This window comes from Paramagnetospirillum caucaseum, from assembly GCF_000342045.1.
Taxonomy (GTDB): domain Bacteria; phylum Pseudomonadota; class Alphaproteobacteria; order Rhodospirillales; family Magnetospirillaceae; genus Phaeospirillum; species Phaeospirillum caucaseum.
In genome coordinates, this window is sequence record NZ_AONQ01000003.1 from 116,858 (window position 1) to 136,121 (window position 19,264).

16 protein-coding genes and 1 riboswitch are annotated in these 19,264 nt (G+C 69.6%); of the genes, 8 read left to right on the forward strand and 8 right to left on the reverse strand.

The genetic code is table 11. The features are described 5' to 3' along the window. Position 1 precedes the first annotated feature (1 nt). Complete coding sequence (gene purD, locus H261_RS02190) at positions 2-1,276, reverse strand: phosphoribosylamine--glycine ligase (protein WP_008613821.1); 1,275 nt, start codon at positions 1,274-1,276, stop codon at positions 2-4. Positions 1,277-1,361: 85 nt separating this feature from the next. Here purD and xseA point away from each other — a divergent pair, with 85 nt between their 5' ends. Then, positions 1,362-2,873 carry an exodeoxyribonuclease VII large subunit gene (xseA, locus tag H261_RS02195; protein ID WP_040475611.1) on the forward strand — a complete coding sequence of 504 codons (1,512 nt, stop codon included), beginning with the start codon at positions 1,362-1,364 and terminating at the stop codon, positions 2,871-2,873. 83 nt (positions 2,874-2,956) lie between these two features. Here the strand turns inward: xseA and H261_RS02200 are convergent, their stop codons facing one another. Further along, on the reverse strand, positions 2,957-4,570 hold the full coding sequence (locus tag H261_RS02200) for a stimulus-sensing domain-containing protein (RefSeq protein WP_008613825.1): 1,614 nt from the start codon (positions 4,568-4,570) through the stop codon (positions 2,957-2,959). Between the two features lie 9 nt (positions 4,571-4,579). Then, entirely contained in the window at positions 4,580-5,278 is a 699-nt protein-coding gene (locus tag H261_RS02205) for a response regulator transcription factor (protein WP_008613826.1), read from the reverse strand. Between the two features lie 70 nt (positions 5,279-5,348). Continuing rightward, a riboswitch (cobalamin riboswitch) is annotated at positions 5,349-5,573 on the forward strand. 91 nt (positions 5,574-5,664) lie between these two features. Between H261_RS02205 and H261_RS02210 the strand changes: the two genes are divergently transcribed. The 6 genes from H261_RS02210 (at position 5,665) to H261_RS02235 (ending at position 8,921) form a co-directional block, all read left to right on the forward strand. Further along, on the forward strand, positions 5,665-6,315 hold the full coding sequence (locus H261_RS02210) for an energy-coupling factor ABC transporter permease (RefSeq protein ID WP_008613827.1): 651 nt from the start codon (positions 5,665-5,667) through the stop codon (positions 6,313-6,315). Further along, a complete protein-coding gene (locus tag H261_RS02215) occupies positions 6,312-6,584 on the forward strand; it encodes an energy-coupling factor ABC transporter substrate-binding protein (protein WP_008613828.1) in 273 nt (90 codons plus the stop codon). The genes H261_RS02210 and H261_RS02215 overlap by 4 nt, the downstream gene beginning before the upstream one ends. After that, a complete protein-coding gene (gene cbiQ, locus H261_RS02220) occupies positions 6,581-7,315 on the forward strand; it encodes a cobalt ECF transporter T component CbiQ (RefSeq protein ID WP_008613830.1) in 735 nt (244 codons plus the stop codon). The genes H261_RS02215 and cbiQ overlap by 4 nt, the downstream gene beginning before the upstream one ends. Next, on the forward strand, positions 7,303-8,106 hold the full coding sequence (locus H261_RS02225; RefSeq protein ID WP_235062847.1) for an energy-coupling factor ABC transporter ATP-binding protein: 804 nt from the start codon (positions 7,303-7,305) through the stop codon (positions 8,104-8,106). Before cbiQ ends, H261_RS02225 begins: the two co-directional genes overlap by 13 nt. Positions 8,107-8,136: 30 nt before the next feature. Continuing rightward, positions 8,137-8,571: a rhodanese-like domain-containing protein gene (locus tag H261_RS02230; RefSeq protein ID WP_008613834.1), complete on the forward strand. Its 435-nt coding sequence runs from the start codon at positions 8,137-8,139 to the stop codon at positions 8,569-8,571. A gap of 86 nt (positions 8,572-8,657) precedes the next feature. Beyond that, the gene (locus H261_RS02235; protein WP_008613837.1) at positions 8,658-8,921 is read left to right on the forward strand and encodes a hypothetical protein; all 264 of its coding nucleotides are present in this window, start codon (positions 8,658-8,660) and stop codon (positions 8,919-8,921) included. Positions 8,922-8,985: 64 nt separating this feature from the next. On the opposite strand, the gene H261_RS02240 is transcribed toward H261_RS02235, so the two are convergent. From H261_RS02240 to H261_RS02255, 4 genes are all read right to left on the reverse strand, one after another. Continuing rightward, a complete protein-coding gene (locus H261_RS02240; RefSeq protein WP_008613839.1) occupies positions 8,986-11,025 on the reverse strand; it encodes a bifunctional aldolase/short-chain dehydrogenase in 2,040 nt (679 codons plus the stop codon). 65 nt (positions 11,026-11,090) lie between these two features. After that, positions 11,091-11,276 (reverse strand): hypothetical protein, encoded by a 186-nt coding sequence (locus tag H261_RS02245; protein ID WP_008613845.1) that lies wholly within the window; start codon positions 11,274-11,276, stop codon positions 11,091-11,093. A 57-nt stretch (positions 11,277-11,333) separates the two neighbouring features. Beyond that, entirely contained in the window at positions 11,334-12,152 is an 819-nt protein-coding gene (locus H261_RS02250; protein WP_235062848.1) for a M23 family metallopeptidase, read from the reverse strand. 28 nt (positions 12,153-12,180) lie between these two features. Then, positions 12,181-12,963, reverse strand: a complete 783-nt coding sequence (locus H261_RS02255) for a hypothetical protein (RefSeq protein ID WP_008613849.1) — start codon at positions 12,961-12,963, stop codon at positions 12,181-12,183. Positions 12,964-13,142: 179 nt separating this feature from the next. Between H261_RS02255 and H261_RS02260 the strand changes: the two genes are divergently transcribed. Then, complete coding sequence (locus H261_RS02260; RefSeq protein ID WP_008613851.1) at positions 13,143-16,601, forward strand: FAD-dependent oxidoreductase; 3,459 nt, start codon at positions 13,143-13,145, stop codon at positions 16,599-16,601. A gap of 51 nt (positions 16,602-16,652) precedes the next feature. Here H261_RS02260 and mutS read toward each other — a convergent pair whose 3' ends face one another. Next, positions 16,653-19,259, reverse strand: a complete 2,607-nt coding sequence (gene mutS, locus H261_RS02265) for a DNA mismatch repair protein MutS (protein WP_085988753.1) — start codon at positions 19,257-19,259, stop codon at positions 16,653-16,655. Positions 19,260-19,264: the final 5 nt, after the last annotated feature.

The window sequence follows — 19,264 nt, forward strand, 5'->3', positions numbered from 1 at the left end:
TCTAATTTCGGGCCAAAGCCCGCCAGGCGATGTCGCGGCGGCAGAAGCCGCCGGGCCAGTCCAGGGCGTCCACCGCCTTGTAGGCGCGCTCGCGCGCCTCGGCCACGGTCTTGCCCCGCGCCGTGATGCCCAGCACCCGTCCACCGGTGGCGACCACCTGCCCGTCCTTCGTACCCGTGCCGGCATGCAGCACGGTGACGCCCTCCACCCTGGCCGCGCCGTCCAGTCCGCCGATCACCGTGTTCTTCTCGTAGGAACCGGGATAGCCCCTGGCGGCCATCACCACCACCAGGGCGACGTCGTCGGACCATGTCAGCTCGACGCCCGCCAACCGCCCTTCCGCCCCGGCGGCCAGCACCGGCAGCAGGTCGGATTCGAGGCGCGCCATCAGCACCTGACACTCGGGATCGCCGAAACGGACGTTGTATTCCAGCAGCTTGGGGCCATCCTTGGTCACCATGATGCCGGCGAACAGCACGCCGGTATAGGGCTTGCCCATCTCGGCCATGGTCTTGACCAGGGGCAGGATCGAGCGTTCCATGATTTCGGCCTGGATGGAATCGGTGACCACCGGGGCGGGGGAATAGGCGCCCATGCCGCCGGTGTTGGGGCCGGTGTCGCCGTCGCCCACCCGCTTGTAGTCCTGGGCGGCCACCAGGGGGAGCGCGGTCTTGCCGTCGCACAGGGCGAAGAACGAGCATTCCTCGCCATCGAGGAATTCCTCGATCACCAGTTCGTCGCCGGCCGCGCCGAACACCTTGTCGCCCATCATCATGTCGACGGCGCCCAGGGCCTCGTCCAGGGTCATGGCCACCACCACGCCCTTGCCGGCGGCCAGCCCGTCGGTCTTGACCACGATGGGGGCGCCCTTGGCGCGGATGAAGGCCTTGGCCTTGTCCATGTCGGTGAAGCGGCCGTACCAGGCGGTGGGAATGCCGGCCTTGGCGGCGACATCCTTCATGAAGCCCTTGGAGCCCTCCAGCTCGGCCGCCGCGGCCGAGGGGCCGAACACCTTGATGCCGGCGGCGCGGCACTTGTCGGCCAGGCCGAGGACCAGCGGCGCCTCCGGCCCCACCACCACCAGGTCGACGGCGTTGGCCTGGGCGAAGGCCAGCAGTTCGTCCACGTTCTCCGCCCCGATGGCGACGCATTCGGCGGCATCGGCGATGCCGGCATTGCCCGGCGCGCACCACAGCTTGGTGAGCAGGGGCGAAGACTTGAGCTTCCAGCACAGCGCATGCTCGCGCCCGCCCGAACCGACCACCAGAACCCGCATTGTCGCCTCCCGGAGTGATGACAGGGGTCGTTTATCATTTCCGTCCGCGTTTGCAAATCACCGGCTCTTGCGCCACCATCCGGCCATGAACGACGACGCCCGTCCCGCCCCCACCAACGTCCCCGAATACTCGGTCTCCGAACTGTCTGCCGGCCTGCGCCGCACGGTGGAGGACGCCTTTTCCTTCGTCCGCGTCCGGGGCGAGATTTCCGGCTTCAAGCGCCATTCCTCGGGGCATCTCTATTTCGCGCTGAAGGACGCCGAGGCCGTGCTGGATTCCGTGTGCTGGCGCGGGTCCGCGTCCAAGCTGGCCATCGGGCCGGAGGACGGCATGGAGGTGGTGGCGACCGGGCGGCTGACCACCTATCCCGGCCGCTCCAAATACCAGATGGTGGTCGAGCGCATGGAGCTGGCCGGCCAGGGCGCCCTGCTCAAGATGCTGGAGGACCGCAAGAAGCGGCTGATGGCCGAGGGGCTGTTCGATACGGCGAGGAAGCGTCCCATCCCCTTCCTGCCGGACGTCATCGGCGTGGTGACCTCGCCCACCGGCGCGGTGATCCGCGACATCCTCCACCGGCTGGCCGAGCGCTTCCCCCGCCGCGTGCTGCTGTGGCCGGTGGCCGTCCAGGGCGAGGGCGCGGCCGCCCAGGTGGCCGCCGCTATCCGGGGTTTCAACGCCCTGGAGCCGGGCGGCGCGGTGCCGCGCCCCGACGTGCTGATCGTGGCCAGGGGCGGCGGTTCGCTCGAAGACCTGATGGCCTTCAACGAGGAAATCGTGGTGAGGGCCGCCGCCGAGTCCGGGATTCCGCTGATCTCGGCGGTCGGGCACGAGACCGACACCACCCTGATCGATTTCGCCTCCGACCTGCGCGCCCCCACCCCCACGGCGGCGGCCGAGAAGGCGGTGCCGGTGCGCGCCGAGCTGGTCGCCACGGTGGCCGACATGGGGGCGCGCATGATCGGCGCCATGCAGCGCGGGCTGGAGGAGCGGCGCACCCGCCTCTCCCACACCTTCCGGGCGCTGCCCCATCCCCGCCGGGTGATGGAGGATTGCGCCCGCCGCCTGGACGAGCGGGCCGAGCGCCTGAACAACGCGCCGCGCCTGCTGCTGGAGCGCCGCCGGGCCGAGCTGGACCGCCTGGGCGCGCGGCTCCGCCACCCGCGCGAGCAACTGGCCGAGGCCGGGCACAGGCTGGCGGCGCTCGCCACCCGGCTCGACCACGCCATGAAGACGGCGGGTGCGGCCGAACGCGCCGCCAATGAGCGCCGGGCGCTGCAGCTGGAGCAGTCGGCCGCCCGCCTGACCCAGGCCATGCCCCGCCTGCTCGACGAGAAGATCCGGCGAGTGGCCCATGCCGGCCAGCTGCTGGAAAGCTTTTCCTATCGCAAGGTCTTGGAGCGCGGCTTCGCCGTGGTGCGGGACGAGCACGGCGCGCCGGTCACCTCCGTCGCGGCGACCACGCCGGGGGCCGGCTTGGGCGTCGAATTCGCCGACGGCAAGGTCGGCGTCCGGGTCGAGGGCAGCGCCGCCCCGCCCGTGCCCAAGCCGCACCGCAAGCCGACGACGCCCGACGGGCGGCAGGGCTCGCTGCTGTAGGTCATTGCCGAGGATTGTGGCGCTGATACCGGCGGGCGTTCCATCCGACCTTTCCCGTCATCCCTCGCCGGGGCTCGGAGGCTCTATGCCGACGAGGGCAGGGCCACCGTGAAGCGCGCTCCGCCTTCCTCGCGATTCTCGGCGGTGATGACGCCGCCATGGGCCTCGACGATCTGGCGCGAGATGGACAGGCCCAGGCCGGAATGGGTGCCGAACTTCTCGCCCTCGGGCCGTTCCGAGTAGAAGCGCTCGAAGATGGCATCCAGCTTGTTGGGCGGAATGCCCGGCCCCTGGTCCTCGACGGCAAGCAGGATGCGCGCCCCCTCGCGCCGGGCGGCCAGACGGATCAGGCCGCCTTCGGGGCTGAACGACATGGCGTTGGCGATCAGGTTGCGCAGCACCTGGACCAGCCTTGATTCGATGCCCTGGATCATCAGGGCGTCCCCGGCCGGCCGTTCCATCTGGAAGCGCAGGCCGCGCTCCTCGCAGGTGCCGCCATAGATCTCGCCCATGGTGTCGAGCATGGCGGCGAGCGCCAGCGGCGCGGTCTCGGCCCGGCTCATCTCGGCGTCGATGCGCGACGCGTCGGAGATGTCGCTGATCAGCCGGTCCAGGCGCCCGACGTCGTCCAGGACGATGGCCATCAGGCGGGCGCGCTTGTCCGGGTCGTCGATCCGTGCCGCCGTCTCGACGGCGGAGCGCAGCGAGGTCAGCGGGTTCTTGATCTCGTGGGCCACGTCGGCGGCGAAGGCCTCGATGGCGTCCATGCGCCGCCACAGGGCCTCGGTCATCTCCTTCAGGGCCACGGACAGTTCGCCGATCTCGTCCCGGCGGGCCGACAGATCGGGGATGGCGTGGGCGCGGCCCTGGCCGTGGCGCACCCGCTCGGCGGCCAGGGCCAGCCGGCGGACCGGCCGGGCGATGGTGCCGGCCATGTAGAGCGAGACGCCGATGGTCAGCGCCAGCGACACGGCGAAGGCCTCCAGGATGGCGATGCGCACCTGGAACAGCGAGCGGGCGATGGTGGCCCCGTCGGCGGTGATCAGCAGGGCGCCCACCACCTGCTTGTAGCGCTGCACCGGCACCGCCACCGACAGGACCAGGGCGCCGTTCTGGCGCGAGCGCACCGTCCAGGCCAGCCGCCCGGCCATGGCGCTCATCACTTCCTCGAAATCGTCGGCGCGGGCGTTGCTCCGGTCGCGGTAGAGCGGCAGGGATTCGTCCCTGGGCATCCAGCGCGCCCAGCGGTCCCATTGCCGCGCCAGCCGGTCGGTCCAGTGGGGCGGCGTCGGCGACGGCAGTTCCTCGATATAGATCGAGCCCTTGGCGCCGCCCACCACGCGGGAATCGGCGGCCAGCTCGCCCACCGCCCCGAACAGCCGGGCGCGGAATTTGGCCGGCTCGGACAGGCGGCGGACCATCTGCTGCGCCATGTCGGGATTGATCTCGAAGAAGCCCATCTCTTCCTCGAACACCGCGCCCTCGCCGATGGCGCCGGCCACCATCTCGGCCTGGGTGCCCAGCCCGTCCAACTCGGCGCGGATCAGCCCTTGCTTGTAGCGGTCCAGGTAGAACACTCCCACCACCAGCACGATGGGGGCCAGCAGGTTGACCGCCAGGATGCGCCGGGTCAGCGGCGAGGCCAGCAGGCGCCAGCGGGTGCGGCGCCGCCGGGCGGGGGCGGGCTCACTCGTCACGATAGCGCCTCACTCGTCCCGATAACGGTAGCCGACGCCGTACAGGGTCTCGATCTGGGCGAATTCGTCATCCACCTCGCGGAACTTCTTGCGCAGCCGCTTGACGTGGCTGTCGATGGTGCGGTCGTCCACGTAGATGGACTCGCCATAGGCGGCGTCGATCAGCTGGTCGCGGTTCTTGACATGGCCGGGACGCATGGCCAGCGACTTCAGCAGCAGGAATTCGGTGACGGTGAGATCGACGGCCTTGCCCTTCCAGGTACAGACGTGGCGGCCGGGGTCCAGCACCAGCAGGCCGCGCACCAGGGTCTCGCCGCCCTCTTCGTCCGGCCCGGCGGCGTTGGCCTCCAGGCGGCGGATCAGGGCGCGGATGCGCTCGATCAGCAGTTTCTGCGAGAACGGCTTCTTGATGTAGTCGTCGGCCCCCATGCGCAGGCCCAGCAACTCGTCGATCTCGTCGTCCTTGGAGGTGAGGAAGATCACCGGGATGGCCGATTGCTTGCGCAGGCGCTGCAGCAGTTCCATGCCGTCCATGCGCGGCATCTTGATGTCGAGCACGGCGAGGTCGGCCGGCTGGCTGGTCAGGCCGCGCAGCGCCTCGGCCCCGTCGGTGTAGGTGCGCACCTTGAAGCCCTCGGCTTCCAGCGCCATGGAGACCGAGGTCAGGATGTTGCGGTCGTCGTCGACCAAGGCAATGGTGTGGGACAAGGCTACCCCTCCGTTCTGTCCTGGCCCAGCTTAGCAGGCCGGGAATGGTTTGCATCCCGATCATGGCGAAATTATAGTGCCCGGTGATGGTTCCCCGGGTCCGGTGAGGGCGCGGGGTGAAAATGGGAACGCGGTGCGGCCCTCGAAAAGAGGGTCAATTCCATGACTGCCCCCGCAACTGTAAGCGGAGAGGTTCCGGCCTTTAGAGACGCCACTGGCCCGATATGGGCTGGGAAGGCTATGCCGGACCCCACGACCCGCGAGTCAGGAGACCTGCCATCATCGAGAGTCGCTTGCGAGCCCGTTCGGCCGGGGTGTGCCGTCGGGTCAGTTTTCCGTTTCGCGGCGACAGGTTCAAGTCTCTCGACGAACGGAGTCTGTTCATCATGCATATCATGGAAGGGTTCCTTCCCGCCGGGCACGCGATTGCCTGGACCTGCATCTCCGCCCCCTTCGTGGTGCTGGGGGCGCGAGGCCTGAAGCGCATCCTGGCGGAACGGCCGGAGGCGCGGCTCGACATCGCCGCATCGGCCGGCTTCACCTTCGTGCTGTCGGCCCTGAAGCTGCCCAGCGTCACCGGCTCGTGCTCGCATCCCACCGGCACGGCGTTGGGCGCCGTCCAGTTCGGTCCCGGCATCATGGCGGTGATCGGCACCATCGTCCTGCTGTTCCAGGGGCTGCTGCTGGCCCATGGCGGCCTGTCGACCATGGGGGCCAACGTGTTCTCCATGGCCATCGCCGGGCCATGGGTGGCCTATGGCGTGTGGCGGCTGGCCGGCCGGCTGGGCGTCCCCTTCGCCGTGGCGGTGTTCCTGGCCGCCTTCCTGGGCGACCTCGCCACCTACGTCACCACCTCGGTCCAGCTGGCTCTGGCCTTCCCCGACGCCGAGAGCGGCTTCGGCGGCGCCTTCGCCAAGTTCGCCGGCATCTTCGCCGTCACCCAGCTGCCGCTGGCGGTGGCCGAGGGACTGGTCACCGTGGTGGTGATGAACGCCCTCAAGGGCCGCCGCATCCGCGTGGAAGGAGCCAAGGCATGACCGCCCGCACCAATTCGCTGCTGCTGGGGCTGGCGGCGCTGATCATCGCCGCCCCGCTGATCCTCGATCCCGCCGGCCAGTTCGGCGGCACCGACGACGCCGCCAGCCAGGTGGTGGAGTCCAGCAATCCCGGCTACGAGAAGTGGACCGCGCCGTTCTGGCAGCCCTCCAAGGAAATGGAGGGCCTGCTGTTCGCCCTGCAGGCCGCCTTCGGGGCCGGTCTGCTGGGCTATGTCCTCGGACGCAGGCACGGTCGTTCCGGTAAATGAGCCTGACCATTGACCGCCTGTCCCAGGCCGGTCGCTGGCGAAAGCGGGCGCCCATGGAAAAGGCGGCGCTCGCCCTCGGCCTGCTGGCCCTCGCCCTGGTGCTGCCGCCGTGGCCGGGCGGGGCGCTGGTGCTGGGGGCCGCCTGGGGGCTGGCCCTGGGCGGGGCGCGGATTCCCCCCGGCGACTGGCTGCGCCTCAACGCGGTGCCGCTGGGCTTCGTGCTGACCGGTGCCGCCGCCCTGGCCGTGGACGTGGATGCCCAGGGGCTGCATCTGGCCGCCGATCAGGGGCGGCGCGCCGCCCTGGTGGTGCTGCGCGCCGCCGCCGCCGTTTCCGCCCTGCTGCTGCTGGCCGCCACCACCCCGGCTCCCGATCTGGTGCGCGGTCTGCGCCGCCTGGGCCTGCCGGCGGAGATCGCCGAGATCATGCTGCTGACCTGGCATTTCCTGTTCCTGCTGCTGGATCAGGCCGCCGCCATCCGCACCGCCCAGGAGGCCCGCCTCGGCTGGTTCGGGCCGAGGCGGCAGGTGCGTTCCCTGGGCCTGCTGATCGCCCAGCTGCTGCCGCGCGCCATGGACCGCGCCCGCCGCCTGGAGGTGGGGCTGGCGGCGCGGGGCTTCGACGGTTCGCTGCCGATGATCTCGACGGCGCGGCCGGCGTCCCGGCCGGTGCTGGCGCTGATCCTGGGCGGCCAGTCGGCCCTGGCGGGGGTGAGCCTGTGGCTGGGGTGATTGTCGAGGCCCGGGGCCTGTCCTATGCTTATCCCGGCGGCGTTCCCGCCCTGTCCGGTCTCGACCTCGCGGTGGAGCGCGGGCGGCGTCTCGCCGTGCTGGGTCCCAACGGGGCGGGCAAGACCACCCTGCTGCTGCATCTCAACGGCACCCTGAAGCCGGCCGCCGGCAGCGTCCTGCTGGATGGGACCGCCATGGGCTATTCGCGGGCGGCGCTGACCGGCTGGCGGAAAAGGGTCGGGCTGGTGCTGCAGGAGCCCGACGACCAGTTGTTCGCCGCCAATGTGGCCGAAGACGTGTCGTTCGGGCCGCTCAATCTCGGCCTCGGCGAGGCCGAGACCCGCCGGCGGGTGGACGCGGCGCTCGACGCCCTGGGCATCCTTGATCTGGCCGACCGTGCCACCCACATGCTGTCCTTCGGGCAGAAGAAGCGCGTCGCCATCGCCGGCGCCCTGGCCATGGAGCCCGAGGTGCTGCTGCTGGACGAGCCGCTGGCCGGCCTGGACCATCAGGGCGGCAAACGCCTGCTGGCCGCCCTGGACCGGCTGGCCCGGGCGGGAACCACCCTGGTGTTCACCACCCACGAGGTGGACCTGGCCTACGAATTCGCCGACCGGGTGGCGCTGTTCCAGGGGGGGCGGGTGATCGCCCAGGGCGAGGCCGCCGCCGTGCTGGCCGACCGCGCCAGTCTGGCCGCCTGTGGCCTGGAACCGCCGCTGCTCCTCGAACTGGGGGTGCGGACCCGCGACGAGGCCTTGGCCTTGATGGCAGCCCGGCGGAAGGTGTATTAGATACGCCTTAATCAATGAGAGGCGAATGTGATGCGTACCCTGATATTGGCGGCCCTGGCCTGGATGATTCTGGCCGGAACCGCCCTGGCGGCGGAGATCAAGATTCTTTCGGCGCCCGAGGCGCTGCGGGCCGCCAAGGCCGGCGAAGTGGTGCTGGTCGATATCCGCCAGCCCGAGGAATGGAAGCAGACCGGGGTGGCCGAGGGCGCCCGGCTGATTCCCATGCGCCATCCCGAAGGCGGGGCCGGCTTCGTGCGCGACCTGCTGGCCGCCGCCCAGGGCGACCGCAACGCCCCCATCGCCCTGATCTGCCGCACCGGCAACCGTTCGGCGGCGACCGCCAAGGCCCTGGCCGATGCCGGCTTCACCCGCATCCTCGACGTGTCCGAGGGCATGGCCGGTTCGGGTGCCGGGCCGGGCTGGATCAGGCGCGATCTGCCCATGACTCGCTGTCCGGTGTGCTGATCCCCTCTTCGCAAAGGATGAGGGCATCCCCATATGCCTTTCTTCCAGTTCCCCCGGAGGGGGGAGGCAAAGGAAGGGAGGGGAGCATGAAAGCATTCGTCGCCATGGCCTGCGTCGGCCTGTCGCTCATGGCGTCCGGCACGGCCTTCGCCGCGTCCGACGACGCCAAGTGGGTGGCCAAGTGCATCAAGGACAACGCCGACGCCAAGGTATCGGCCGAGGTGGTCAAGACCTACTGCACCTGCATGAACAACAAGATGGACGACAGCGAGACCCTGTCCATCAGCGCCTGGGAAAAGACCCATCCCAACGAGATGAAGGCGTGCGAGAAGGAAGCCGGCTGGAAGTGAGTCCGGTTGACGGGGACGGGGCGGGCGCCAAGCCCGCCCCCGGCTCTGCCGCCCCCCAGAGGTCCTACCGCAGGCTCGCCTCGATGTTGCCGCCGTCGACGGTGACGGTGCAGGCGGTGACCTTGGCGGCCTTGGCCAGCCACAGGAAGGCGTCGGCCACGTCCTCGGCGGTGACTTCCCGGCCCAGCAGATTGCCGCCCATGTAGTCCTGTTCCGTCAGGCCGCGTGCCGAGGAGCGGCTCTTGATCATGTCGTCGGTGAGCAGCCCCGAGCGGATACGGTCGGCGTTGACCGCGTTGGAGCGGATGCCGTCCTTGCCGTAATCCAGCGCGTATTGCTTCATCAGGAACAGGGTTGCCGCCTTTGGCAATCCGTAAGGGCCGAAATTCTTGCCCGGATTGACCGCCTGCTTCGAGGCGTTGAACAGCAGGGCACCGCCGGTGCCCTGGGCCTTGAAGACGCGGACGGCGTTCTGCGCCACGCTCTGATGGCCGAAGAAGTTCAGTTCGAACGAGGCGCGCAGGGTGGAATCGTCGACCTCGCCCACCGCCCCCTGCCAGGCGGCACCGGCATTGCTGACCACCACATCGACGCCGCCGAAGCGCTCGGCGACGCGGTCGAAGGCGGCCCGTACGCTTGCCGGGTCGGTGACGTCGCAGGCCAGGCCCAGGGCCTTGCCGCCGCAGGCCTTGGCGGCCTTGAGGGCGGCCTCGGAATCACGGTCGAGCACGGCGACCTCGGCGCCTTCACGCGCGAAGGCCTTAGCGGTGGCGGCGCCGATGCCGGACCCGCCACCGGTGACCACCACCACCTGGCGGGCCAGGGGCTTCTCGGCTCCCTTGCCCAGCTTGGCCTGTTCCAGCGACCAGTATTCCAGGTCGAACAGATCGGCCTCGCCCACCGGCTCGAAGCGGCCGATGGCCTCGGCGTCGGTGATGCTTTCCACCGTGTTGACGGCGATGTCGGCGGCGATGGCGGCATCCTTGGCGCTGGCGCCGATGCCGAACAGGCCGAGGCCGGGCACCAGGGCGACGCAGGGCTTGGAATCCAGCTCGGTCTTGATGCCGCCCAGGCGCTGGTTGTTGCGGCTGAAATAGGCGTGGTAGCGGGCCTCGAAGGCGGCGATGGCCGCCTGGGCGGCCTCGGCCCATTCCGCCAGCCGGCCGGCTTCGGGGGCGGGCAGCACCACCGGCCAGTTCTTGGTGCGGATGGTGTGGTCCGGCGTCACCACGCCCTGCTGGGAATAGCGGGTAACCTCGGCGCCGTCCACATAGGCGCGGATGGACGCGCTGGTGCGGAAATCGAGAATGCGGCGCTTGGGGCCATTGGCCAGCAGGCCGCGCAGGATGGGCGCCACCTCGGCCAGGGGGGCGGGGGCCTTGGGCAGGGTCTTGGCGGGAACCAGGGTCTTGCGGCCCTTCTCCAGGCGCTGCTCGGCCAGGGTGACCATCTCGATCATCAGGTCATAGGCTTGGCGGGCGTCGGGGCCGAAGGTGAAGATGCCGTGCTTGACCAGGATCAGGCCGTCCACGCTCGGGTCCTGCTCGTAAACCTCGGCGGCCTTCTTGGCCAGGGCGAAGCCCGGCATGATATAGGGGACATAGCCCATGCGGGACCCATAGACCTCGCGGGCCAGGGCCTCGCCGTCGGGCTGGTCCACCAGGGACAGCACGGCGGTGGAATGGGTGTGGTCGATGAACTTGTGCGGCAGGAAGCCGTGCAGCAGCGTCTCCACCGAGGGGTTGGGCGAGGCCGAGTTCATCAGATTGCCGCGCTGGTAATCCACCATGTCCTCGTCGGACAGCCTGTCCAGCTTGCGCAGCTTCAGCAGCGGAGCGAGGCGCACGGCGGGCAGGCCGGCGGGTTCGATGTCGCCCATGTCCCAGCCCGAGCCCTTGACGCACAGCACCTCGACATCGTCGCCCAGCAGGTCCTTGATTGTGGTCTTGCACGAAGTGTTGCCGCCGCCGTGCAGCACCAGCCGGGGATCGCCGCCCAGCAGCCGGGTGGTGTAGACGCGAAGGGCCAGATCACGGTTGACGCCTTCAGGCGCGTAGCGGGCGACGAAGGACTCGGCATCGGTATCGGACCACAGCGACTTCATGGAAACCTCGGGACGGCGTGACGGAAGCCGGGATTATTACGCCATGTCCGGGAGGCTGGGAAGAGTCACGCGGCCTTGGCGCGGCGGCGCAGGCGCTCGATGATCTCCAGGGAGGAGCGCGCCGTGGCGATGGTCACCGCCATGTAATGGTCGGGATGCTCCAGGATCACCAGAGCCTCGCCCTCTATCTGGTCCAGAATGTCGTCGCCAAGGGTGTGATTGTCACCGATGGCGGCTAAGCGCGTATGCATGGCGTCCCCACAGAGCCTATCCGCAGGGAGTGTATATCATACCAAGGAGTAATAAATCTACCTCCTTATTCCATTTATTATACCTACGTATATTCCGCATAGGGTGTTCTCCACCGCCTCGGGGTCGAGGCGGACGTCCAGCCAGGACATGCCCCAGTGCAGGTGGGCGCCGGTGGCCAGTCCGGTGGCGCCGATGGCGCCGACCGGGTCGCCCTTGCGCACCTTCGCCCCGGCGGCCACGTCGATGCGCGACAGATGGGCATAGCTGGAGATCAGCCCCAGCCCGTGATCGATCATCACGGTACGCCCGGTAAGGAACAGGTCGGGCGCCGCCAGCACCACGGTGCCGTCGGCGGTGGCGGCCACCGGCGCGCCGGTGGGGGCGGCGATGTCCAGGCCGGAATGGGGGGCGCCGCCGATGCCGTTATAGACCCGCTGGCTGCCGAACACGCCCGACACCGTTCCCTGGGCGGGCCGCAGTACTCCGTTGCCGTCGAGAACGGCGGAGTCCAGGGTGACGCGGCCGCGGATGGCGCGGACCATCTCGGTTTCCGCCTTCAGCCGGGCCAGCGAGGCGGCGTCGGGCTCGGTCTTGTCGCGCGGCAGTCCCTCGATGCGCTGCACCGGCCAGTCGCGGCGCGACACCGCCAGGGCGCGGCTTTCCTCGGCTCCGTCGGGAAGGGTCACCCGCAATTCGGCGGTGGGGGCGGAATCGCGGACGAAGCCCAGCAGGAAGCGTCCCTGGCCGTCCACCGGCACGGAGCGGCCGTCCAGGCTGACCTTGGCCCCGGCTTCAGTGCGGCCGATCATCAGCCCGCCCTGCTCGGCATGGCCGGACAGGGCGGTTCCGGCCATGGCGGCGACGGTCCATGACAAGGAAAGCAGCAGGACGAGGAGAGCCGCCCTACTGTTTGGGCGCCCACATGAGCGTGGCATCGCCGCCGCCCTCCTTGTTGCATAATTCGGTGATGATGGCCGAGGAGACGCGCGACGGGGTGACGCCGTTGACGCTGAGCAATCCCTTCTTGACCAGCTTCATGCCCGAGGCCGAACAGATGCGCGGCGGGACGCGCTCGGCGATCACCACCGGCACGCCGTTCATGGAGGTGACGCGAATGGCGCCGCCGAAGATATGGGACGGCGGGGCGTTGCCCTGGCTGGATTCGACCATCTGGGCGACGAAGCGGTCGGTTTCCGAGCCGGTGTTCTCGACCGGCTCCTGCGAGCGGCTCCAGAAGATGTAGCCGCCGACGACCAGGGTGAGGACCAGCAGCGCCGCCCCGGCGATCAGCGGGCCGCGGCTGCCTTCCTCCTCCGAGGCGTGGTGGCGGGGGTGGAATTTGCCGTCCTTGCTCTGGGCCCAGTTGTCGGTGACCGAGCGCGGCAGGCGCTGCTCCTTGGCGGCGCGCAGCACCTCGACGCAGCCGCGCGCCGCGAAGCGCATCTCGTTGCGGTGGACCTCGGGGGTGTGGCCAGGCTTGACCCCGGCGATGACTTCGGCGACCCGGCGCCGGAGCGCGTCGCGCAGATCCTTGTCGTAGGGGCGGCGCAGCATCAGGTCGAGGGCGAGCATGGTCAACTGCTCCAACCTGGCCGGGTCGGCCACGCCGGGCATCTTCAGGATGATGGCCTGGAACAGGGCCTCCTGGTCCTCAGCGGTCGCCGGTTTTTCCACGGGATGGTCCATCCTGTCCGTCCTGCAACCCAGTCCCCATGTATAAAGGTAGCGCCGACGGCGTTAACGAGGTGTTACACGCATTCTCCACAAAAATTTTGTCGTTGTGAATAATTCTACACAATGCCATATCAGGTTGACGGGTGGGGGTTTCCGCTGATCCTGAGGCTTTTCAAACCATGAGTGTGGACATGACGCATCCGGCCCTTGGGCATGGCCTTTCCTTCAACGACCTGTACCAGCGCTCCGGCCTGGAGCGGGTTGACGCCGCCTTCCTGGGCGCGCTTGCCGCCGCCGATGCCGCCCTGGCCGCCCGGCTGAAGGCCGCCCGGGCCGAACCGGCGGCGCTGGCGCCCAAGGACGAGGCGGCGCTGCTGGTCGAGTTGGCCCCCCATCTGGACGATTTCCTGGCCGAACTGTTCGCCATCCGCGCCGCCCTGGCCGACCTCTCGGCCCGCCAGGATGCCCTGGCGCCGCTCTATCAGGCCAAGCGCCTGTTCGTGCAGCGCCGCGCCCTGAAGGAGGTCAAGCCCGACGAGGCCGCCACCCTGGACGCCCACGCGCTGGAGATGGAATACGCGCTCAAGGTGGGCGAGCCGTTCTCGGAAACCGGCTTCGCCAAACGGGTCCTGGCCTGGATGGACGACCCGGCCGCCCATGCCGGGGCACTGGCCCTGGCCGCCCGTCTGGCCGCCGCCAAGGTGGCCGCCAACGAAAGCGCCTATCACCCCGAAGGCATCCTGTTCAAGGTGCCGGCCAAGCACGACCCCCTGCACGAGGTGCCGGCGGTGCGGGGCGAACTGTGCGGCGTGCCGGTCCTGGAATTCGAATCCTCCCGCCTGCGCCGCCGCGAGGGCTTCAACCTGACCGATGCCGGCACCGATCTGGCCGGGGCGCTGGACGAGATCAACTACTGCATCCTCTGCCACCACCAGGGCCGCGATTCCTGTTCCAAGGGCATGAAGGACAGGAAGACCGGCGAGACCCAGAAAAATGCCCTGGGCGTCGTCATGGAGGGCTGCCCGCTCGAGGAGAAGATCTCCGAGATGCACGAGGCCAAGGCCGCCGGCCATGCCCTGGCCGCCCTGGCCATCATCGTCGTGGACAACCCCATGGCGGCGGGTACCGGACACCGTATCTGCAACGATTGCATGACCGCCTGCATCTACCAGAACCAGAACCGCGACCCGGTCAACGTGCCCGAGGCCGAGACCCGCACGCTGAAGGACGTGCTGGAACTGCCCTGGGGCTTCGAGATCTATTCCCTGCTGACCCGCTGGAATCCCGCCAATATCCGCCGCCCGCTGCCCAAACCCGATTCGGGGCGCAAGGTGCTGGTGGTGGGCATGGGGCCGGCCGGCTACACGCTGTCCCATCACCTGATGCAGGACGGCCACGCCGTGGTGGCGGTGGACGGCTTGAAGATCGAGCCGCTGGCCGCCGACCTGTCGGGCGTCGACCCCTATGGCAAGCGGGTGCCGTTCCGTCCCGTCCGCGACATCCGCGCCCTGTGGCAGCCCCTGGGCGAGCGGGTCATGGGCGGCTTCGGCGGCGTCGCCGAGTACGGCATCACCGTGCGCTGGGACAAGAACTTCCTCGACGTCATCCGCCTGCTGCTGGAGCGCCGCAGCGAATTCGCCCTGTTCGGTGGCGTGCGCTTCGGCGGCAACCTGACGCTCGACGAGGCGTTCGAGATGGGCTTCGACCATGTGGCCCTGGCCACGGGGGCGGGCAAGCCGACCATCCTCGACATGCCGGGAGGCCTGGCCCGCGGCGTGCGGCAGGCCTCGGACTTCCTGATGGCGCTGCAACTGACCGGCGCCGCCCGGCCCGGCACCCTGGCCAGCCTGCAACTGCGCCTGCCGGTGGTGGTGATCGGCGGCGGGCTTACCGCCATCGACACCTGCACCGAGGCCCTGGCCTATTACCCCATCCAGGTGGAGAAGTTCCTGTCCCGCCACGAGCAGCTGGTGGCCGAGCGGGGTGAACACGCGGTGCGCAGCCACTGGTCGGAAGAGGATCACGAGATCGCCGACGAGTTCATCGCCCATGCCGATTCCATCCGCGCCGAGCGCCGCGCCGCCGCAACGGAGGGCCGTGCGCCGCGCATCCTGGAATTGCTGCAGTCGTGGGGCGGGGCCACCGTGGCCTATCGCCGCAGCCTGACCGACAGCCCGGCCTACCGCAACCACGAGGAAATCTCCAAGGCGCTGGAGGAGGGCATCCGCTTCCTCGAGAACATGACCCCCGTGGCGGTGGAAACCGACGATTTCGGTTCGGCCAACGGCATCCAGCTCAAGGACCGCGACGGCCAGCCCCACCGCCTGCCGGCCCGCGCCGTGCTGGTGGCGGCGGGCACGGTGCCCAACACTACCCCGGCGCGCGAGGCCAAGGGCATCCACCTGGACGGCAAGTACTTCCAGGCGGTGGACGAGGAGGGGCGGCTTGTCTCCCCCGATCGCCGCACCAAGCCCGGCGCCGTCCATGTGCTGATGCACATCGACGGCCACGACCGTACCGTCAGCTTTTTCGGCGACCTGCATCCCTCCTATGCCGGCAACGTGGTGTCTGCCATGGCCTCGGCCAAGCAGGGCCACCCGGTGGTGACCCGGACCATGGAACGGCGTGCGGCCAATCCTGTGCCGGCCTCCCGGCTGTTCGCCACTCTCAACGACCGGCTGCGCGCCCAGGTCCATGCGGTCAACCGCCTGACGCCGACCATCATCGAGGTGGTGGTCAGGGCTCCGGCGGCGGCCCGGGCCTTCCGCCCCGGCCAGTTCTTCCGCCTGCAGAACTTCGAGATGCTGGCCCGCAAGGTGGGCGACACCTCGCTGGCCATGGAGGGCCTGGCGCTCACCGGCGCCTGGGTGGACACCGAGAAGGGGCTGGTCGGGCTGATCGTCCTCGAGATGGGCGGCTCTTCCGACCTGTGCGCCCATCTCACCCCCGGCGAGCCGGTGGTGCTGATGGGGCCGACCGGCGCCCCCACCCATGTCTGCGGCTCGGAAACCGTGCTGCTGGCCGGCGGCGGCCTGGGCAACGCCGTGCTGTTCTCCATCGGCGCCGCCTTCCGAAGCGCCGGCTCCAAGGTGCTGTATTTCGCCGGCTACAAGAACGCCCGCGACCGCTTCAAGGTGCCCGATATCGAGGCCGCCGCCGATGTGGTGGTGTGGTGCGTGGACGGCGGCGAGTCCTTCGCCCCCGACCGGCCCCAGGACCGCGCCTTCGTCGGCAACATCGTCGAGGCCATGGTGGCCTATGGCGAGGGAAGGCTGGGCGGGCAGGCCATCCCCATCACCGACGTGGACCGCATCATCGCCATCGGCTCGGACCGCATGATGGCGGCGGTGGCCAAGGCCCGCCACGACCGCCTCGCCCCCTTCCTCAAGCGCGAGCATCAGGGCATCGGCTCCATCAACTCGCCCATGCAATGCATGCTGAAGGAGGTCTGCGCCCAGTGCCTGCAAAAGCACAAGGACCCGGTCACCGGCGAGGAGAAAGTGGTGTTCACCTGCTTCGACCAGGACCAGCCCCTGGACAAGGTCGACTTCGTCAGTCTGGCCGAACGCCTGGGCCAGAACTCGGTCTGGGAGAAGCTCAGCAAGGCATGGATCGACCGCTCGCTGCGGCAGGCGGGCCTGCGGACGTAACAGCGCGGGCGGGACGCCCGCGCTCCATCCCCATTCGGAGCGCGGGCGCCCCTACAGCAGCCGCTTCATCTCGTAGAGCAGGTCCAGCGCCTGGCGCGCCGTCAGGTCATCGGGATTGACCGCCTTCAGGGCCTCTTCCACCGGTGACGATTGCGGCAGGGCGGCCGGGGCGGGCCTGGGCCGGGCCAGCGCCGCGAACAGCGGCAGGTCGTCGGCGAGGCGCGCTATCCCCGAAGCCTGATCCGACTTCTCCAGGGTGCCCAGCACCTCCTCGGCGCGGGTCAGCACGGCCGGCGGCAGGCCGGCCAGGCGCGCCACGTGGATGCCGTAGGAGCGGTCGGCGGCGCCGGCCCCCACCTCGTGCAGGAAGACCACGTCGCCCTGCCATTCCTTGACCCGCATCATATGGCAGGACAAGGCCGACAGCCGCGAGGTCAGCCGGGTCAGCTCGTGGTAATGGGTGGCGAACAAAGCGCGGCAGCAATTGACCTCGTGCAGGTGCTCGACCACCGCCCAGGCGATGGACAACCCGTCGAAGGTGGCGGTGCCGCGCCCGATCTCGTCGAGGATCACCAGGGCGCGCGGCCCGGCCTGATTGAGGATGGCGGCGGTTTCCACCATCTCGACCATGAAGGTGGAACGGCCGCGCGCCAGGTCGTCGGCGGCGCCGACGCGCGAGAACAGGCGGTCGACCACGCCCATGTGAACCGACTCGGCCGGTACAAACGAGCCCATCTGGGCCAGGATGGCGATCACCGCGTTCTGGCGCAGGAAGGTGCTCTTGCCCGCCATGTTGGGACCGGTGACCAGCCACAGCCGCTGGGTATCGGCCAGATCGCAGTCGTTGGCGACGAAGGGTCCCGATTGGGCGGCCTCCAGCGCCGCCTCCACCACCGGATGGCGGCCGCCCTTGATGTCGAAGGCGGTGCCGCCGTCGATCCTGGGCCGCGACCAGCGCGCCGTCGACGCCATCTCGCCCAGGGCCGCGGCACAGTCGAGGCCGGCCAGGGCGGACGCCGCCAGGGCGATCCCCGGCGCGCTGGCCGTCACCTCGCCGATCAGCTCGGCCAGCAGCTCCATCTCCAGCGCCAGGGCGCGGTCGGCGGCGCCGGTGATCCGGCCGGCCAGCTCGATCAGTTCGGTGGTGGTGTAGCGGGCGGTGGTCGCCATGGTCTGGCGGTGGATATAGCCCTCGCCCAGCTTGTCGGCCTGCTTGGATGAGACCTCGATGTGATAGCCGATGATGTTGTTGTGGCTGATCTTGAGCGCCGCGACGCCGGTTTCCTCGGCATAGCGGACCTGAAGGCGCATCAGCGCGCCCTTGCTCTCGGTCTTCAAGGATTTCAGCTCGTCCAGTCCCTCGTGGTAGCCCGGCGCGATGAAGCCGCCGTCCCGCGCGTTGAGCGGCAGGTCGGGAGAAAGGGCGCGGGTCAGCCGGTCCACCAGGGCGGAATGCTCGCCCAGGTCGCGGGCGCATTGATTGATGCCGGGCGGCGTGTCCAGCTGCGGCTGGGTGACCAGCATGCGCAAGGCGGGAATCTCGGCCAGGGCGTCCCGGACATTGGCGAGGTCGCGGGGGCCGCCGCGCCCGAGCGACAGCCGCGACAGGGCGCGCTCCACGTCGGGGCAGCGCTTCAGCGTCTCGCGCAATTGGGCGCGCACCCCCTCGTGCTCGACGAAGAAGCCCACCATGTCGAGGCGCCATTCGATGGCCGGGGGATCGGTCAGCGGCGCCGCCAGCTGGGCGGCCAGCAGCCGCGCCCCCGCTCCCGTCACGGTGCGGTCGATGGTGGCGAGCAGCGAGCCCCGGCGCTCGCCCGACAGGGTTTCGGCCAGTTCCAGGTTGCGCCTTGTGGCCGCGTCGATCTCCATCACCGCGCCCTCGGCCAGGCGCTTCGGGGAAGACAGGCGGGGCAGCTTGCCCTTCTGGGTCAGCTCGACGTAATCGACCAGGGCGCCGCCAGCCGCCAGCTCGGACCGGGTGAAGGCGCCGAAGCCGTCCAGGGCGCCGACGCCGTAAAGGGCCTCCAGCCGCCGCCGGGAGTTCTCGGAATCGAAGCGGGCGGTGGGCAGCGGCGACAGCACGCTCTTCCACTCGGCCCACACGTCGGTGAAGTCGGCATTGCCCAGCAGGCGGTCGGGGACCAGCAACTCGCCGGGCGACAGGCGGGCCAGGGCGGCGGCCAGGGTCTTCGGCGCGATGGCCTGCATGGCGAAATCGCCGGTCGACACGTCGACCCAGGCGAGGCCCAGCGTTCCTTGCGCCTCGGCCACCGCCGCCAGGTAATTATGGGACCGCGCGTCGAGCAGGGTGTCCTCGGTGAGGGTGCCCGCCGTGATGACGCGGACCACGTCCCGGGCCACCACCGATTTGGAGCCGCGCTTCTTGGCCTCGGCCGGGTCTTCCATCTGCTCGCCGATGGCCACCTTGAAGCCCGAGCGCACCAGTTTGGCGAGATAGGCCTCGTAGGCGCGGACCGGCACGCCGCACATGGCGATGTCCTCGCCGGCATGCTTGCCCCGCTTGGTCAGCGCGATGTCCAGCGCGGCGGACGCCTTGACCGCGTCGTCGAAGAACAGCTCGTAGAAATCGCCCATGCGGTAGAACAGCAGGCAATCGGGATGGGCCCGCTTGATGGCCAGGTACTGGGCCATCATGGGGG

What these genes read in the sequence shown, in the direction of transcription:
- purD (WP_008613821.1), bottom strand. Translation starts at nt 1,276, where the DNA reads ATGCGGGTTCTGGTGGTCGGTTCGGGCGGGCGCGAGCATGCGCTGTGC.
- xseA (WP_040475611.1), top strand. Translation starts at nt 1,362, where the DNA reads ATGAACGACGACGCCCGTCCCGCCCCCACCAACGTCCCCGAATACTCG.
- H261_RS02210 (WP_008613827.1), top strand. Translation starts at nt 5,665, where the DNA reads ATGCATATCATGGAAGGGTTCCTTCCCGCCGGGCACGCGATTGCCTGG.
- H261_RS02215 (WP_008613828.1), top strand. Translation starts at nt 6,312, where the DNA reads ATGACCGCCCGCACCAATTCGCTGCTGCTGGGGCTGGCGGCGCTGATC.
- cbiQ (WP_008613830.1), top strand. Translation starts at nt 6,581, where the DNA reads ATGAGCCTGACCATTGACCGCCTGTCCCAGGCCGGTCGCTGGCGAAAG.
- H261_RS02230 (WP_008613834.1), top strand. Translation starts at nt 8,137, where the DNA reads ATGCGTACCCTGATATTGGCGGCCCTGGCCTGGATGATTCTGGCCGGA.
- H261_RS02235 (WP_008613837.1), top strand. Translation starts at nt 8,658, where the DNA reads ATGAAAGCATTCGTCGCCATGGCCTGCGTCGGCCTGTCGCTCATGGCG.
- H261_RS02240 (WP_008613839.1), bottom strand. Translation starts at nt 11,025, where the DNA reads ATGAAGTCGCTGTGGTCCGATACCGATGCCGAGTCCTTCGTCGCCCGC.
- H261_RS02245 (WP_008613845.1), bottom strand. Translation starts at nt 11,276, where the DNA reads ATGCATACGCGCTTAGCCGCCATCGGTGACAATCACACCCTTGGCGAC.
- H261_RS02255 (WP_008613849.1), bottom strand. Translation starts at nt 12,963, where the DNA reads ATGGACCATCCCGTGGAAAAACCGGCGACCGCTGAGGACCAGGAGGCC.
- H261_RS02260 (WP_008613851.1), top strand. Translation starts at nt 13,143, where the DNA reads ATGACGCATCCGGCCCTTGGGCATGGCCTTTCCTTCAACGACCTGTAC.
- mutS (WP_085988753.1), bottom strand. Translation starts at nt 19,259, where the DNA reads ATGATGGCCCAGTACCTGGCCATCAAGCGGGCCCATCCCGATTGCCTG.